A 16,491-nucleotide genomic window follows, 5' to 3' on the forward strand; every position below is an offset into this window, starting at 1 on the left:
GCCGCGTATGTGTGCGCCCAAGGTCCGCGTCAGCGAGTCTTCGCGGCTTCTTCTTTCACGTAGCGTTCGATTTTTTCGAGCTTGCGTTCAAACGATAGCTTGTCGAGTTCCTGAACGAGTTTGACCGCGCCCCACCGCGCAAGAATGATTTCGACTTTGAGCAGCGCCTCGGCCCGTGCCTGTCGCACGTGACGCTTGCGCGAGCCCGATGCCGAATCCGCCCATTCTTCCGTGGCGCGTTCGTATTCCTCATGCAGTTTTCGCAGGAGCGCAGTCGTAAATGCAAGCTCTTCGCGTTCGACGTCGCGACCGCGGTCGCGCTCCGTGCGGAACGCGCTCGCCTTGGCCACGATGCGCTCGGCCACCTCGCGCGAGATGCCGGCGGCTGCGCTCAGATCTTCGGCCTTGGCCGCATACAGCGTCTCCAAAGAGGTCAGACCTGCGCCGTACAATTTGTCGATGGCTTGCCGGGTCACGCCGGGCACCTGGCGCAACACCGCGTGGACGATGAGGGCCTCACGCTGCGCTCCGGAGGACTTCTCGGGCAACGTGAAGGCTTCAGGAAGGACGGTGACCAAACCCGTATAGGCGGCGAGCACCGCTTCGCGCACCTGGCCCTCGATCACCTTCCCACCGGCGTTGATGGCGGCCGAGAGCGACGCCCCGTAGCCATCGAGCGCGTTCGCCAGATCGGGCAGATCCATGCCCTCGGCCGAACGGCGCAGCGAACGGATCGCGGGCTCACAGATCTCGAGCCACGACGTGTCGGCAGGTTGCGCGGTGAGCTCCAACATGAAATCGCGAACCGGCTGCATGTGTTGCGCAGCAAGCTCTCCGAAGAGTCCGCGAACGTCGCCCGGATCGACCTGGCTGGTCGAAGCCAGCGAAGGTGGGAACTCACTCTGCATCGAAAATGAACCTCCCAAGTCCAACGTCGTAAAAGGCGAGACGCTGGCCGAATCCGGCTGCGCGAGGGGCGCATTGGGATCGAGTGCCGGCGGTGTCGACGGCGAACCTCCCATGCGCGACGTAACGGGTGCTGGGGCTACGGCTGATACAGGGGTGGCTACGGCTACGACAGGGGTTGGGGCGGGCGCAGGTCGCACCGCATTGCGCGGCGCCGGCGAGGTTGCTCCGGCCAGCGACGCCGCGGGAATGTTCGAAGTGGAGGGCGGCGGAGCAGCTGCTGGGGCGTCCATGGGCTTTGGACGAGAAGATGGCCGACGCTTCGTCGCATTTGCGTTGCGCGACGATGCGGGACCCGACACCGTCGCCGTGCCCGAAACGAACGTGGGGCCCGACGAGACCGGCGACCGTGTTTCCACGGCGGAGGAAGACGCTGGGGCGCCCACTCCTCCTGCCCCTGCTCCTCCCGATGAAGACGAGGTGGACGGCCGTACCGCGTTAGGTGCAGCAGCTCCGCCCATCACCCGTGTCTTCATGCTGGTCTCGTTCCTCCTTGGCAGTGGTCCCGTCGTGCGAAGCGGATCTGTGCTCTTCGCCGCGGTGGAATTCGTTGGTGCCGGTGCAGGCTTCGCCCCGCGATTGGGCTCCGTCGCGTCGCCATCGACGCGCGCAGGGCCAGGGGCTGACGCCGATGAATTGCGCGGCGGCGCATTGCCTTGCGAGCCCAGCGCCATCGGCGGCGCGGCCGGGCGCTGGTAGCCTCGCTGGCCCTGCGGGGCAACAGGACTCGTCTGACTGGTGACCGACGGACGGGCCGCCGCGGTCGAGGGCTCGAACTTCACGCGGGGTGCGCCCGACAACGCGGGCGATGCTCCCGGCGGCGGCGGGGGGACCTCGGCCTCGCGACGCGCCTCGACCTTTTCGCCTTTGGCGCCGCCCGACTTAGCGACCGGCGCAGACGATTCCCTCTCGTTCGGTGCGCCTTCTTGTGCGGCGGGCTGACCGTCCTCCGGCGTTTGGCCTTTGTTGAAGAGCCTCGAAAAAATGCTCATGCAGTTGTCCCGCGCGGGCGACACCTGCCGCCGTGTTCCCCGCGTTCGTACGATGATACTCGATGACGCGCGCGCGGAAAGCCCCTACCCCAGCCAAAACGTTGCGTGAATCGTCCGCCAACTCGGGAGAATGACGGCCTACACGGACAAAGGTCGATGCATGTCGACGAGGGTGCGAACACGGGGCAGAGCTGCGGCGCTGCGTGCACCGTACCAACACAGATCCTTACCGCTCGTTCGCACCACCGCGCCGCGCTCGGCAGCCGGTGTTTTCGTTGCGCGGAAGACATCTGCATCTTCTTCCGAAAAAGGATGCGGCTCGTCCGGGAGCAGGATCAGCTCCGGAGCGCGCGCCTCCACTTCTTCCATGGTCACCCGAGGGTAGCGCACGTCGCGCCCAAGCGTCGCGCTCGCATCGAGCGGCTCGCCGCGACCGAGATCTGCAGCAAGCGGATACTTTCGTTCGCGATCGGCAAACACGTTGTCCGCACCGGCGAGGTACAGCATGTCGCTGATGAACGTGCTGCCGTGAATGGTCATCAGAGGCTTCATCCAAATAGGACAGAACGTCCGCAGCGCCGGCCGTTCCTTTTGACGAGCCTCCGCCTCACGCACGTTCTCGTAAGCTTCTTTGCAGAGTGCACGCACCTTGGGGTCGCGGTCGACCTTGAAAATGCGCGCGAGCCTGGCCATGTGGGCGATGCCGTCGGCCACACGTCGGGGGAATGCGACGTAAACGCGAATACCGCGTTGGGCGAGTTTCTCCAAATCGCTTTTCGTATTCTCTTCCTGATTGGCAATTACGAGATCGGGAGACAAATCCGCAATATCGTCCAGCCGGGGATTCTTCGTTCCGCCGATGCTGGGCACCTTCGCAACCACGTCTTCGGGCAACTCGCAATAGTCGGTGCGACCCACGAGTGCGCCTGCACATCCGAGCTCGGCTACGGTCAAGGTATCGCTCGGCACGAGCGATACGACCCGTCGCGGCGGGTTGCCGAACAATAGCTCACGCTGGCGGTCGTCTCGGATTTTGAGCATCAATCGCGTTGCTTCGCAGATTCCACCGCAAAAATCCAACCTTTCGTGGTAACTGAGGCGTCGCTTAAAATCGCGCCTTTCGCTCTTCTTGCGGTTTCCCCTCTCCCCGGACGACTCGGCCGATGAAGATTGCCTTTGCCACCCGCGCACGTCGAAGACTTCGTCTCGCTGCGATGTTCCTGACCATGGCGTGCACCTCCACGCTGGCGGAAACCGCGTCCGCGTCGGACCCGGATCACGTCGAATGGAGCCGCGATTGGCCGCGTCTCCGCGTGGTCGAAGGGCTGAACATCGTCGCCATGACCATCGGCTCGTACGCGGTCAACGAGTATTGGAAACCCGCCACGTCGGCGAGCATCCGCGGCGGTTGGCTCTTCGACGATGCCGTGCGCGATGCCCTGCGTGGCCGCACGGCCGGTGCGCAGAACTGGTTCATCGACGCCGGTGACATTCTGTACAAAGGCGCCGTCTTGTTGCCTTACATCGTCGATGTGTACGTCGTCGCGCTCGGCATTCACCAGAGCGCGGACGTGGCCATCGAGATGATGCTCATCAACCTGCAATCGCTGGGCACCACCGGCGTGGTCACCCTGTCGGTCGAACGTGGCTCGGCACGAGCGCGGCCTTATACCGATCAATGCCAACCGGATGGGACCACCCGCGATGGGTCGGGTCGCACCCTGGCCAATGGCTGCGGGAACGATGGCGATTTTCAAAGCTTCTACAGCGGCCACGCTGCCGCGGTGGCGACGATGGCGGGCCTCACGTGCGTGCACCATCAGCACCTTCCGCTCTACGGCGGCGGATTCGCGGACTTGGCTCCGTGCCTGCTCATGATGGGCGCGGCCGCCGGAACGGGTGTTTCGCGCGTCGTTGCCGATCGGCATTGGTCGACGGACGTGCTCATGGGATGGGGCGTGGGAGCCCTCTCCGGTTACGTGCTTCCTTCTCTTCTTCACTACGGATTCGGCGGGGGTCGGGCGCTGGGCGAGATCCGCACGGCAGGCATGCACATGGTTCCAGTACCGCAAGTCTACACGGGCGGTGCGGGCATGGGATTCGCGGGAGTTTTCTGAGAAATGGCCAACGCACCCAACGCGCAGACTTCGGTGGCATCACGTGTATTCGCTCGCGTTTTCCGGCCGTTCGCCAAGGTCGAGCCGGAGGAGACGTTCAGCGTCGCAGTGCTGACACTCACGATCTTCCTCATCATGATGGCGTACTACTTCCTCAAGACGGCCCGCGAGCCGCTCGTGCTCCTTTATGGAGGTGCGGAGGTCAAGTCGTACGCGTCGGCTGCGCAAGCAACCGTGCTTCTCTTGGCCTTGCCGCTCTACAACGCGCTCGTGAAGCACGTGTCGAGGATGCGGCTCCTGACCACGGTGTACCTCTTCTTCGTTTCGAACTTGATCCTCTTCACCTTGCTCCCAGCATCGACGATCGCAGTCGCGTTCTTCGTTTGGGTCGGCGTCTTCAACATGATGGCCGTCTCGCAAGCGTGGGGGTTCGCGGCGGACATCTACAAGCCGGAACAGGGCAAGCGGCTCTTTGCCATCATCGGAGTCGGTGGATCGTCCGGGGCATACGCCGGATCGCGCATCGCGAAAACGGCGGCCGCGCTCGGGCCGCAAAAGCTCATGTTGGCGGCGTCGGCCACGTTGGTGGTCGTGGTGCTGCTTTTCGCATGGGTCAATCGAAGCGTCGAGCCTGCAGAGGAGGTCCAGAAGAAGGAGGAGACGCACGCCGAAGGCGGGATTCCGGAGCAGCATGCGGCCGAAGGCACGTTCGCGCTCTTCATGCGAGACAAGTATTTGCTGCTTGCGGGCGCGTTGAGCCTGCTCGTCAATTGGGTGAACAGCAACGGTGAGTACATTCTCGACCGGACATTGCTCGCCTCGCTCGGAGACGCCCCGATGGAGCAGAAGATAACGTTCGTGGGCTCGTTCAAAGGCGACTACTTCTCGTGGGTGAACCTCGTCGGGTTCTTGCTGCAGCTCTTCGTCGTATCCCGCGTGCTGACGAAACTCGGCCCCCGCGTGGCATTGTACTTCCTGCCTGGCGTCGCGTTCATCGGCTATACGATCATGCTGACGGCGCCGATTCTTTCGCTGATTCGAATTGCGAAGATTTCGGAAAATAGCCTCGATTATTCAATCGAGAAGACATCGTTCCAGGCCCTCTTTCTGGTGGCTTCGCGCATCGAAAAGTACGTCGGCAAGATGACCGTCGAGACGTTCCTCGTGCGCATGGGCGACGTCTTCTCGGCAGGCCTCGTATGGGTGGCAAGCATGCTGGCGCTGTCGACACCGGCGATGGCCGGCATCAACATGGCGCTCATCGCCATCTGGGTCGTTGTCGTCTTCGCCATCGGAAAAGAGCACAAGCGGCGAAGTGAGGAGAGCGAGGAGATGCTTGCCTTGGAGCCGATCCGAACATGAAGCGCCTTCTTACGGCGGTTGCCATCGGCATCGCGGCGCTCGCGGCGGGGCATGGAGAGGCGGCGGCGCAAGATCCTTCCAACCCGCCCCAGACTCTCCCCACGCCTCCAACGAAACCTACGCCTCCCGACGAGGGGAAACCTGCCAAACGCGAGGAAAAAGGCGACGCCAAGGAGAAGCCCAAGGGCGACGAAAAGGGCGATGCAAAGCCCAAAGGCGACAAGAAGATCCCCGTTTCGTACCAATCGCCGAAACGGCCACTGCCCGATTACGACGGACGCGGCGACGATCCGACGACGGTGGGCGACGTGGCCATTTGGGTACCGCGCCTGATCTTTTCGCCACTGTACCTCACCAGCGAGTACCTGATTCGGCGGCCGCTCGGCGCATTGATTACGGGGGCCGAACGCGCGGGGCTGCCCGAGGCGCTGTATGACTTTTTCACCTTTGGGCCGAACCACAATGCGGGGTTTCTGCCCATTGGGTTCGTCGATTTCGGCTTCAATCCCAGCGTCGGCCTTTTCCTCTTTTGGAGAGACGCCTTCTTCAAAGGAAACGAGTTCCAGATCCACGGCACGACCTGGGGCACCGATTGGATCGCCGCGCAATTCGTCGATCGCATCACCTTCCACAACCGCGACACGCTCATCTTGCAGGCCTCGGGCATCCGCCGCCCCGACCACGCCTTCTTCGGCATCGGACCGAATTCGCTGCAAGGTGACCGAAGCCGCTATGGCCGCGACCAAGTCGACGTGAGCGCCATGGTCGACCTGCACCTGTGGCGCGCCAGCCGGCTCGAGGCGGGCATGGGCGTCAAGACGGTGGAGATCTACAACGGCCACTTCGGCGGCGATCCCAACATCGATCAAAGCGTGGCCGCGGGGCGCTTCGGCGTTCCGTATGGCTTCGATCGCGGCTACACCGCGGAGTACAACCAGCTCACCGCGGCACTCGACACGCGCCAGCCGCGCCCCGCACCGGGTTCGGGCATCCGCGTCGAACTCAACGCGCTGCAAGGCAACGACGTCCGCCGCTCGCCCGGCTCGGGCTGGGTCAAATACGGCGGCACCGTCGGAGGCTTCTACGATTTGAACGACCGCGGGCGCGTGGTGAGCCTCTCGTTCAACACGCAGTTCGCCGATCCGCTCGGTGGCAGGGACATTCCCTTTCTCGAGTTGGTCTCGCTCGGCGGGTCCAATCCGATGCGCGGATTCTTCCCCGGCCGCCTCCTCGGCCGAAGTGCCGCCGTCCTCACCGCCCGATACCGCTGGCCCATTTGGATCTGGCTCGACGGCTCGATCCAGGCGGCCGTCGGCAACGTTTTCGACGAGCACCTGAAGGACTTCAAGCCTTCCCTCCTCCGCTTCTCCGGCGCCATCGGCGTCGAGAGCGTGGGCTCGCCCGACAGCTCCTTCGAGCTTTTGGTGGGCATGGGAAGCGAGACGTTCGATCACGGTGGTCAGATCAATTCGTTCCGCCTTTCCGTGGGGTCCAACCGTGGGTTCTAGAATGCGCTCCAGCCTGAATTACCTGCTCTGTTCGGCCACGGTATTCGCGCTCGGTGCGTGTGCATCGACGCACCCGTACCCGGCGCGGCTTCCCATGATGGTCGATACCGATCTCAAGTCGGTCTACGTGCCATGCCGCATCGAGCCGACGAAAAAGGATCCGAACCACATTGCATGCGCGCCCGAGGCCTACGTGTCGCCGCTCGTATGGGACGGGGTGAACAACTCGCTCTTTCGGCCGCTCGCACGCGTTTTCGCAGTGGATCCTGCGGGCGAGGCGGTCAACGTCAACGCCTTCGACGAGGTGCCCGATTCGGCGTGGTTCACCAACCGCATCGGCACGCATCCCATCACCGTCGAGGAACTCCAGCGCGGCGCATGCGAGCCCGCGCTCATGCTCGACGATGAAAACGCGGGCGACGGCACCTGGGTCATCGACCAGGGCAAGCCCAATGGAGCGTCGCCCGGCTTCCGCGTGAACCTTCCCGGCAAAGGGAAGTACATGTTCAAGGCCGACTCCAAAGAGCAGCCGGAACGCCCCAGCGCCGCCAGCGTGATCGGCGCCGCCGTGTACCACAACGTCGGGTTCTACACGTCGTGCGAGCAGATCGTTTACTTCAAGCCGTCGATGCTCAAGCTCACACCGGGGCTGCGCTTCGAGGACAACTCGGGCATCGAGCGCGACTTCGATCAAAAGGCTTTGCAGAAGGTACTCGACGTCGCCGCCAAGAAGGGCGATCGCATCCGCATGCAAGCCTCGGCGTGGCTGCCCGGGCGGCTTCTCGGGCCGTTTCAATACGATGGAAAGCGACGCGACGATCCGAACGACGTGATCAACCACGAGGACCGGCGCGAGCTGCGCGGCGGCCGCATCTTGGCGGCGTGGCTGCACCACTTCGATGCGCGCGAGCAGAACTCGATGGACTCGTGGATTGCCGACGACAAGAAGAACCCCGACTCGTCGCCGGGCTACGTGCGCCATTATTACTTGGATACGAGCGACTGCCTCGGCTCCGAGTGGGACTGGGACGAGATTTCGCGGCGGCTCGGGCACTCGTACCTGCTCGATTGGGGCGACATCGGCAGCGATTTCATCACGTTGGGCACGCGCATTCGGCCTTGGGAACGGCTGCGTCGGTCGCCGGGGCACGAGATTTTCGGCTACTACGGCGTCGACGAATTCGTCCCCGACGAATGGAAGAACGAATACCCCAATCCGTCCTTCAGCCGCATGTCGGAGCACGATGGCGCGTGGATGGCCCGCATTCTGGCGCGATTCACCCCCGAAATGGTGCAAACCTTGGCCAAGATGGGCGAATTCAGCAAACCCGATAATACCGATTATCTCGCCCGGGTGCTCGAAGGCCGATTGGTGAAGATCCTCGAGCGGTATCTGACCCGCACCTCACCGATCTCCGATCTGCGCGTCGAGGGAACGCGCCTGTGCGGGACGGATCTGGTGGCGCGACGCGGTTTGCGGGCGCCGGCGGCCTTCCGGTACTCGGCGCACATGGCGTCGGCCAAGGGCGAGCTTCTCTCGGGGCCGGACCTGGCGGTGGAAGACCGCGGCAATGGTGACTTCTGCGTCAATTTGCCCGCGGTGCCGGAGCACTACGTGCACGTATCGCTCGCGGACGGTCTGGCGCGAGGGCGGCTCATCGCTCACCTTTACGGGCCGCAAGAAGGGCGAGGGTACCTCCTGGCGGGCATCGAGCGTCCCGATCCCGGGGCGCCCTAAGGGCATCGCGTTTTACGTAAAGAGAGAAGGAGGCGGATGCGGCACGGTTGGTTCAGGGTAAGTCTCTTCGTCTTCATGTGGCTGATGCTCGCCACCAACGCGCGTGCCGACGACGCACACCCCACGACGGCCCCTTCGCTCACCTGGAATCCGTCCTGGCCGACGTTCCGGCCGGCGGAGTACATCGCCACCGGTCTAGCGGGCGCGGCCGCTGCGAGTATATTTTTTCTCATGAAGCCGCCGAGCCAGCCGCATTGGACCGGCGGCATTCTGTTCGACGATGCCGCCCGCGATGCCTTCCGCATCGGCTCGCAGAACGGCCGTGACACGGCGCGTCGCGTGAGTGATTTCACCGCGGCGGGCACGGTGGTACTCACCCTGGGCATCGATTCGCTTTTGATTCCGATGCTGAGGAAGAGCGACAAAGTCGCGATGCAGCTCACCTTGATGAACCTCGAGGCATTTGCGTTCAGTACGCTCCTCACGAACACGCTCTTCACCGGTGTCGGGCGGGCGCGCCCCTCCTACGAGGAGTGCCAGCGCGATCCGACGAGCGATCGGCTGTGCAGCTCGGGAGCGACCGCGTCGTTTCCCAGCGGCCATGCCAACGGTGCATTCACCGCGGCGGGCCTTTCCTGTGCGCACCACGGACGGCTTCCGCTCTGGGGCGGCGGCGTGGCCGATGCGATGGCCTGCGTCGGCAGCTTGTCCCTCGCCGTGACCACGGCGAGCCTTCGCGTCGCGGGCGATCGACACTACGTGACAGACGTGTTGACGAGTGCAGGAATCGGATTTGGTTTCGGCTACGGCGTGCCGACCTTGCTTCACTACGCCGTCGGAGGCACGGTCGGCGAGACCAAGTTGGGCAGCGCAAAGTTCTCGCTCGTGCCCATGGGGGGCGATCGCTACGGGGTCATGGCGGTGGGGAGCTTCTGACGATGCGGAGCATGCGGGCGTGGATCATGCGGGCGTTCGACATCCGTTCGGGTGAAGGACGTCTTGCCGCGCTCGCGTTTGCCACGCTCCTGCTCCTCATCACGGCGCACACCATTCTGGAAACCGCGCGCGATGCGCTGCTTTTGATGCGGCTTCCGCCGCGCGAGCTCGGCATCGTCTACATCGCGGTGGCCATTTGCGCCTTGCCCGCGGCGAGCATCGGCACGCGCGCGGGGGAACGCTTCGGCCCGCGGCGCACGCTCATCGGCATGCTCATCGCGGCCGCGGCCACGGTGGTGTCGCTCTTTTCGATCCACACGAGCCGCGCGACCGTCGTCGTGACCTACGTCGCGAGTGGGCTCATCGGGTCCGTGCTCGTCCCGCAATTTTGGACCCTGGTCGGGTCGCTCTTCACGGTAGCCCAGGCGCGGCGGTTGGTGGGGCCCGTGGCCTCCGCCGGCATCGTGGGCGGTGTGCTCGGCTCCGGCGCGGCGGCGGCCGCGATCATGGCCATCCGCATCAAGGCACTGCTGCTCGTGTCGGCGGGCGTCTTTCTCGCGACGGCGGGCCTTCTCGTCTTTTTGCCCAAGGCGGAGAGGTCGAGCGCGCCCACGCAAAGACGGGGCAAGTTGCGGGAGGTGACGAACGGCTCGAACGGCTCGAGCAACGCCGGCGCGGTGTTTCGCAAGGAGCCGTTCCTCTGGCGCGTGGCGCTGGTGGTGGTGCTCTCCACGGCGACGTTGCTGGCGCTCGACTATTTCTTCAAGTGGACCGTCGCGCGCACCATTCCGAGCGCCGAGGTGGGCCCATTCGTCGCCCGGTACTACGCGGTGCTGAACGTGTTTTCGCTGGTCGTGCAGCTCTTGATCGGCAATGCCCTGGTGCGCCGTTTCGGCGTGGCGGCAGCCATCGCGCTCACGCCCTTCCTGCTGCTGCTCGGGGCGACGGGCACGCTGGTCGTGGGCGGCGCCGCACTTGCGGTGGAGCTGCTCAAGGGCGTGGATGGGAGCTTGCGCAACTCCGTGCACCGCATCACCACGGAGCTGATTTACCTGCCAGTGCCGTCGGCGGCGCGTGAGCGTGCGAAGCCGTTCATCGACGGGGCGCTGGCGCGCATCGCGCAGGGTGTGACGAGCGCGTTTTTGCTCGCGCTGGGCGGGGCCAGCTTCCTCACGCCGCGCCTGTTCGCCGCGGTGGTGGTGGTGCTCGCGTTTGCGTGGCTCGCCACCGCCATCTCGATGCGGCAGCCGTACCTCGGCCTCTTGCGGCGCGCCGTTTCCACCGGCTCGATGGGCGCGCCGGGCACGCCGGATCCCATCGATTTGGAGAGCGCCGAGGCACTGGTGACGCACCTGTCGAGCGATGACTCGGCGCAGGTGGTGGGCGCCATGCGCGTGCTGGCGCGGCGCGGGCGCGAGCGGCTCGTGTCCACGTTGATTCTGCTGCACGAGGACGAGCTGGTGCTGATGCGCGCGCTGGAGATGTTCGGCGCATCCACCCGCACCGATTGGTACGTGCGCGCGAAGCGGCTGCTTTCCCACCCGAGCGAGCCCCTGCGCATCGCAGCGGCGCGCGCGCTGGCGCTGCACAATCAGCTCGACGTCGAGCAGCTGGTGAGCGACGCCGGCTCGCGCTTGCAGGGATACGCGGCGCTGCACCTGGCGCTGCGCGATCTCTCGCCGGCGGCGCGGGCCAAGCCGAAGGCCGGGGTGAACATCAAGGACGCCGGCGCGGATCTGGTGAAGAACCCGCGCATCGCACGCTTGGTCGAGCAGACCGGCGAGGCCGGCGATGCGGCGCGTCTCGGATTGCTCGCGGCCATCGCCGATGCGACGCCATCGCAGCGGCTGTTGGCGCTTTTGCATTTGCTCGCCGAGCGGCCTGGCCCCTCCGCGGAGTGGACCGAGCTCCTCGCGCGCGCCTCGGCGCGGCAGCAGGCCACGAGCATGATTCCGCAATTGATTGCCAACTTGACCCGGCGCGACGGACGCGAGGCCATTCGCGATGCGCTCGTGGAGCTGGGCGAGCCGGTTCTCGATCAAGTGTGGGCGGTGCTCGGCGACCGCAAGCGACCGCGCAATTTGCGCATGCATCTGCCGAACACGATTTCCCGTTTCGGCACGCGCAAGGCGGCCGAGTACCTGCTGGAGAACATCGAGACCGAGCACGATGGCCTGGTGCGCTACAAGTCGATCCGTGCGCTGGGGCGCATCGTGTCGGACCATCCGATTCGCGTCGACCGCGTTCGGGTGGAGCGGCTCGCCCACGCGAACCTGGTGGAATACTTCCGCATTTTGCGGTTGCGCGTGCGTCTCGAGCGGCCGCCGTCCGATCTCGCGTCGACGCAGCCGCCGCCGTCGTCACCGCAGCTGTCCCGACAAAGTGCGACGCAGCGGCTGCTCGTGGGGCTGCTGGACGACAAGCTGCGGCAGTCGCTCGAGCGCGCGTTTCGCCTGCTGAAGGTGGCGCACATCAATGAAGACATCCACCGCGTGCACATTGCATGCATTTCCGACGACAAGCATGCGCGCGCCAACGCCGCCGAGTTCCTCGATGTTTTGCTTCGCCGCGTGGACCAGCAGCCGCTTCGCCGGTTGCTTCGCCTGGTGGCCGACGATCTGTCGATGGAGGAGCGGGTGACGCGGGCGGCACCGCTGGTGCACTTCGTGACGCCGCGCACGCGCAACGAGGCGCTGACGGCACTGGTCAACGACAGCGATCTCACGGTGGCGACGTTGGCCGCGCTGTTCGCGCTGGAGGTGGGGGACACGCCGCTCTACCTGGCGGTGCGCGATGCGCGTCGTGAACGCCCGGGCCTCGAAGTGATGGCCGCACGCGTGTTCGACGATTCGCTGACGCAGAAGGAGCGCGTGCATGGCAGCGGATAGCGCACAATCGCGGCTTTCGCGCGAATTGTTCATGGCCGCCTTCGGCGGCGGGCGTGCCGAGAGCGGCGGCGGCTGGAACCAGAATTGGGTCACCGATCGGCTGACCGCGCAGTTGGAGGAGGAAGATCTGCACGCGGGGCAGGCGCTCTTCTACGAGGGCGATCCGCCGGATTATCTGTATTTCATCCGCAATGGGCGTATCCGCATGTCGCGCCCGGGAAGCGGCTCGTGGATTTACGAGGGGCGCTGGGTGCTCGGCAGCTTCGACGTGCTGCTCGACAAGCCGCGCACGCGCACCGCGATCGCGCTCTCGGATTTTCACGTGATGCGCATCCGCGCGGAGGCGTGGATCGATCTGCTCGAGGATAGCTTCCCCATCGCGCGCATGGCCTTCATCAACATGTCGCGCAACGTGGCGCAGCTCGAAGAGACCGTGCCGCTTTCGTGGCTCGAGCCGCCGATGGAGGCTCTGTCCTTTCCGCTTCCACCAGGACGACTCAGCCTGGTGGAGCGCCTCGCCGTGCTGATGGACGCGCCCCGCCTGCGCGGAGCGGGCGTGCAGACCCTGGCCGATCTCGCGGCCATCGCCGACGAGGTGATCTTCGCCCCGGGGCAGATCATCCTGGAGAGCGGCGCGCAGCGCGATCGCATCTTTTACACGCTCGAAGGCGACGTTCTCGCCACCCGGAAGAACCCGGAAATCGAGCGCTCCTTCGGCCCCGGCACCGCCGTAACCGGTGCGGCCTGCGTCGTCGAACCCGCCTGGGAAGCCCGCGCCGTCACCCGCGTGCGCGCTCTGACGATCAAGGTCGAAGACTGGTTCGACCTCGCCGAAGAGCACTTCGACATCGTGCTTGCCTCATTGGGATCCTTGGCCGGCGACCGCCTCCGCATCATGGAGCGCATGGCCGACGAGCATGGCGATATTTTGATGAAGTAACGGGGCACGGTCGCGACGTCGCGACAAGATGCGGCTCTGTTCTCAGAACCGACCGACCATCACGGGAACTGAGAGGGAGAGCCGGGAGTGATCTTCGAACGCCACCCCCAAGCCCACGACGCCGAGGACGAAAAAGCCCGTCGAAGCGCCATCTACTCGAACTTCTTCGCGCGCCCCGCCAGACCCCTGGAGCATGAAATCCTTCGAGGAGCGGATGCTATCGCCACTCACGCGATAGTGGAAATCAGTGGACAACGACATATCGCACGGGACGAGGCACACCCGCTCCCAAGCGCCTTGTGCAAAGCCTCGAGAAGTAGTCGCGACAAGCAGTGTCGCGACCACAAGCGAAACAAACCGCCTCGAAGAGGATCTTGCCGGCCAGCCTGTTGGCTTCGTCCTACTGACCATTATGACATTCATATACTCCTGTGCGTGACCCTAATGCTCTCCTCCGACTCCCTCTCGGGAGGGAGTGACCGCGCGAGGTTGCCTCTGCGTCGAGCGTCTCGACGCGCTGTGGTCGTGGGCAAGGCTGTCGTGTGGATCGCATTGCGATTATGCGGCTCGCTTTGCGGGAGCGCGCACCAAAGATGGCGCAAGTCTTACCGAGAGCTACTCGTCCTCTTTGGGCGGCGCGGGCGCGGGCGGGCCGCCGTCGGCGTGGGGGCCGATGTGGACGGCGCAGGTGGCCCAAGCTTCGTCGTTGCAGCGGTCTTTGGGGCCGGTGGCGACGCACGCGATGACCTTGGAGCCCTCGTGCTCGATGAGGCGGTCCAGGACGAAGCGGCAGCCGCGGATGCACGCGTCCTCGTTGCAACGGGACTTCGCCTTCACCTTGCACTCCTCGACGCAGTCGGACTCGGCCCGGCCTTGCGGCGCGCTCACGCGGCAGGCCATGGCCGTGGCGAGGGTTAGCGAGAGGAGTGCGCAGGGGACGAGGCGGCGGAGGAGCACCTGCGGAGCTTTAGCATGATTGGCCGCCGCTCCGCTTTACGTCAACGCAGCGCCATGAGCGACACGACGGACCAGCCGCCTTTTTCCAGATTGACCTCGGCGGTGCGGGAGACGCCGCGAGCATCGAGGCGAACGGTGTGTTTGCCCGCGGGAACGCGCACGCGCGTCACGGCGACGCGGGCGGGCAGCGTTTCCCAGCTGCGCGTGTCGGGTGTGTCGGCGGCGGTCAGCGCGATCATGCTGCCGATGGCGGCGATGAAGCCCACCGTGCTGTCGCGCCCGGCGACGGTCTTTACGCCCTCGCCCACGCCGACGCGGGCGAGGGCGCGCGTGATGGCGCTCGCCGCGACTCGGCCCTCGATGCTGTGCCACTCGGCGCGGACTTGCTTCTCGACGTCGACGGCTTCTTCCAGCCCCACGGAGCGACCATCGACGGAGGCCACGGGGATCGCGTAGCCACCCTGGCCCGGCGCCAAGGTGGGGTAATTGATCCAGATGGCCGCGCCCTCCACCGCGAGCTTGTTCGCCGCTTCGAGATCGTGCGGATTGATCGCGCTGGAGAAGTACGTGAGCGCCAACCCGATGGGGATGCGGTTGGCGATCTTGTGCGGCACGCGGCCGTAGCCGACGACCAGGATGATCTCCGCCTCGCCCGTTTGCTCGACCGGCCTACTCGGGGCCTCCGCCGCGAGCGTATTCAGGCGCGGGCTCTTGTACGATGCACTCTGCATCAACGTTCGCGTCGGCGTCCGCAACGAGCTGAAACCCTGGAAGGCCAGAGCATCGTCGTAAAAACGAAGCGCTTCGTCCGGCTGGCCGCTCTTTTCGTACGTGAGCCCCGCCAGAAAGCCGCCCAGGCCGATGACCGGGTTGTCCTTCTGCCCGAGGTTGTCGACCACGTAACGCTGCATCACGCTCAACCGGCGCGACTCGACGCGCGCCCCGCTCAAGTCACCCCGCTCGAGGTAGTTGATCATGTTGAGCGTGTTGATGAGCAGCTTCTCGTACGGCGGTGCCTTGTAGCGCCCCGCCGAGTCGGAAAAGATGTATTGCCCGATGGTGTCGCTCGCATTGCGCGACAGATCGAGCAGGTCGATGGCTTTGTCGGCCGCCTCGAAGTCGCGCTGGCTGTTGGGGAACTGCGCGAGCGACTGCTGAATGCTTGCGCGATCCAACACCAAGAGCGCGTTGTCGCCTTGGATGTCGGCCGGCAGGTCCTTGTCCGACTTGACGTCGATTTCGTCGTTGATGGACGAAATGGCGGCCTTCGGCTGCCCCTCGTCGAGCGCGGTGCGCATCTTCAGCGTGCGCGCCTCGTGCCCTCCACACCCGACGAGTCCAGCGATGGTTGCCAGAGCAACTAGAGAAAGACGTCTCACTTCACCATCTTGGTAATGTAAGCCTTGTGCTGCCATCGGATGGCGCTCGTTTCGACCTCGATGACCTGCATGTAAAAGAAGTACTGCACGCGGCGCGCATCGTCCGTGCGCTCGTCCGAGGTGGAGACTTTGCCGGTGACGAAGTACTTGGCCCCGAGCTGGCGCCCGTACTGCGCCACGTGCGCCGGGTTGAAGACCGCATTTCGGTGGCCTTCCACCTCCGCGATCATCTGATTTTGACGCTCGCGTGAAATCATCGTGACGACGCCGGAGTCGACCAGCCAGGTCTCGGCCTCGCTCAGGATCGTGGTGAGTTGCGACTCGATGTGTTCGCTCGTCTCGTTCTGAAACGGGAAGACCGCCACGGTGTCGGCGCCACGATGAGTGCGCCAGAGGTCCATGATGGGCGCGTTGCGCAGGTTGTTCAGATTTTCCGAGAGCATCCGCTGGATGTCGTCTTTGTCGAGCCCGGTGCTCATGGCCGCGTTGTCGATGCTCGGATCGTGCGAATCGCGAACGTACTCTTTGCCACCGCAGGCCGGGGTGAACGCTCCCAGGGCAACAACGGAAGCCAGGCCAGCCATCACGGAACGAATGCTCATCATGTTTGTCCTCGGTAACACAATTCCACGGGTAGAAAATAGACGCCGGGGTGAAAGTTCAAGCGTAGCTACGCGCGACCAATGCGAAAACCGGTCCCACCCGCGG

The 16,491-nt window shown here is 64.8% G+C and carries 14 protein-coding genes; 9 read left to right on the forward strand and 5 right to left on the reverse strand.

Annotated features, from left to right (window positions below):
- Nucleotides 1-29: 29 nt before the first annotated feature.
- The gene (locus LZC95_42730) at nt 30-1,022 is read right to left on the reverse strand and encodes a helix-hairpin-helix domain-containing protein (GenBank protein ID WXA93156.1); all 993 of its coding nucleotides are present in this window, start codon (nt 1,020-1,022) and stop codon (nt 30-32) included.
- A 40-nt stretch (nt 1,023-1,062) separates the two neighbouring features.
- Between LZC95_42730 and LZC95_42735 the strand changes: the two genes are divergently transcribed.
- Complete coding sequence (locus LZC95_42735; GenBank protein WXA93157.1) at nt 1,063-1,665, forward strand: hypothetical protein; 603 nt, start codon at nt 1,063-1,065, stop codon at nt 1,663-1,665.
- Nucleotides 1,666-1,704: 39 nt separating this feature from the next.
- On the forward strand, nt 1,705-1,908 hold the full coding sequence (locus LZC95_42740) for a hypothetical protein (GenBank protein ID WXA93158.1): 204 nt from the start codon (nt 1,705-1,707) through the stop codon (nt 1,906-1,908).
- Between the two features lie 188 nt (nt 1,909-2,096).
- On the opposite strand, the gene LZC95_42745 is transcribed toward LZC95_42740, so the two are convergent.
- Nucleotides 2,097-2,999: a helical backbone metal receptor gene (locus LZC95_42745; protein ID WXA93159.1), complete on the reverse strand. Its 903-nt coding sequence runs from the start codon at nt 2,997-2,999 to the stop codon at nt 2,097-2,099.
- Between the two features lie 122 nt (nt 3,000-3,121).
- Between LZC95_42745 and LZC95_42750 the strand changes: the two genes are divergently transcribed.
- The 7 genes from LZC95_42750 to LZC95_42780 are packed head-to-tail and all read left to right on the forward strand — an operon-like array spanning nt 3,122 to nt 13,447.
- On the forward strand, nt 3,122-4,075 hold the full coding sequence (locus tag LZC95_42750) for a phosphatase PAP2 family protein (protein ID WXA93160.1): 954 nt from the start codon (nt 3,122-3,124) through the stop codon (nt 4,073-4,075).
- 3 nt (nt 4,076-4,078) lie between these two features.
- On the forward strand, nt 4,079-5,437 hold the full coding sequence (locus LZC95_42755) for a hypothetical protein (GenBank protein WXA93161.1): 1,359 nt from the start codon (nt 4,079-4,081) through the stop codon (nt 5,435-5,437).
- A complete protein-coding gene (locus tag LZC95_42760; GenBank protein WXA93162.1) occupies nt 5,434-6,945 on the forward strand; it encodes a BamA/TamA family outer membrane protein in 1,512 nt (503 codons plus the stop codon). The genes LZC95_42755 and LZC95_42760 overlap by 4 nt, the downstream gene beginning before the upstream one ends.
- A gap of 1 nt (nt 6,946) precedes the next feature.
- Nucleotides 6,947-8,683 carry a hypothetical protein gene (locus LZC95_42765; GenBank protein WXA93163.1) on the forward strand — a complete coding sequence of 579 codons (1,737 nt, stop codon included), beginning with the start codon at nt 6,947-6,949 and terminating at the stop codon, nt 8,681-8,683.
- A gap of 36 nt (nt 8,684-8,719) precedes the next feature.
- The gene (locus tag LZC95_42770) at nt 8,720-9,619 is read left to right on the forward strand and encodes a phosphatase PAP2 family protein (GenBank protein ID WXA93164.1); all 900 of its coding nucleotides are present in this window, start codon (nt 8,720-8,722) and stop codon (nt 9,617-9,619) included.
- A 2-nt stretch (nt 9,620-9,621) separates the two neighbouring features.
- Nucleotides 9,622-12,507: an MFS transporter gene (locus LZC95_42775; GenBank protein ID WXA93165.1), complete on the forward strand. Its 2,886-nt coding sequence runs from the start codon at nt 9,622-9,624 to the stop codon at nt 12,505-12,507.
- Nucleotides 12,494-13,447: a cyclic nucleotide-binding domain-containing protein gene (locus LZC95_42780; GenBank protein WXA93166.1), complete on the forward strand. Its 954-nt coding sequence runs from the start codon at nt 12,494-12,496 to the stop codon at nt 13,445-13,447. Before LZC95_42775 ends, LZC95_42780 begins: the two co-directional genes overlap by 14 nt.
- Before the next feature lie 615 nt (nt 13,448-14,062).
- Here LZC95_42780 and LZC95_42785 read toward each other — a convergent pair.
- Genes LZC95_42785 through LZC95_42795 form a run of 3 tightly spaced genes read right to left on the reverse strand, consistent with a single transcriptional unit; the run spans nt 14,063 to nt 16,388 of the window.
- Nucleotides 14,063-14,404, reverse strand: coding sequence for a hypothetical protein (locus LZC95_42785; protein ID WXA93167.1), 342 nt, complete (start codon nt 14,402-14,404; stop codon nt 14,063-14,065).
- Between the two features lie 41 nt (nt 14,405-14,445).
- Nucleotides 14,446-15,783 carry a hypothetical protein gene (locus LZC95_42790; protein ID WXA93168.1) on the reverse strand — a complete coding sequence of 446 codons (1,338 nt, stop codon included), beginning with the start codon at nt 15,781-15,783 and terminating at the stop codon, nt 14,446-14,448.
- Complete coding sequence (locus LZC95_42795) at nt 15,780-16,388, reverse strand: penicillin-binding protein activator LpoB (protein WXA93169.1); 609 nt, start codon at nt 16,386-16,388, stop codon at nt 15,780-15,782. The genes LZC95_42790 and LZC95_42795 overlap by 4 nt, the downstream gene beginning before the upstream one ends.
- Between the last annotated feature and the right edge of the window lie 103 nt (nt 16,389-16,491).

This window comes from Sorangiineae bacterium MSr12523, from assembly GCA_037157775.1.
Lineage (GTDB): Bacteria > Myxococcota_A > Polyangia > Polyangiales > Polyangiaceae > Pendulispora > Pendulispora brunnea.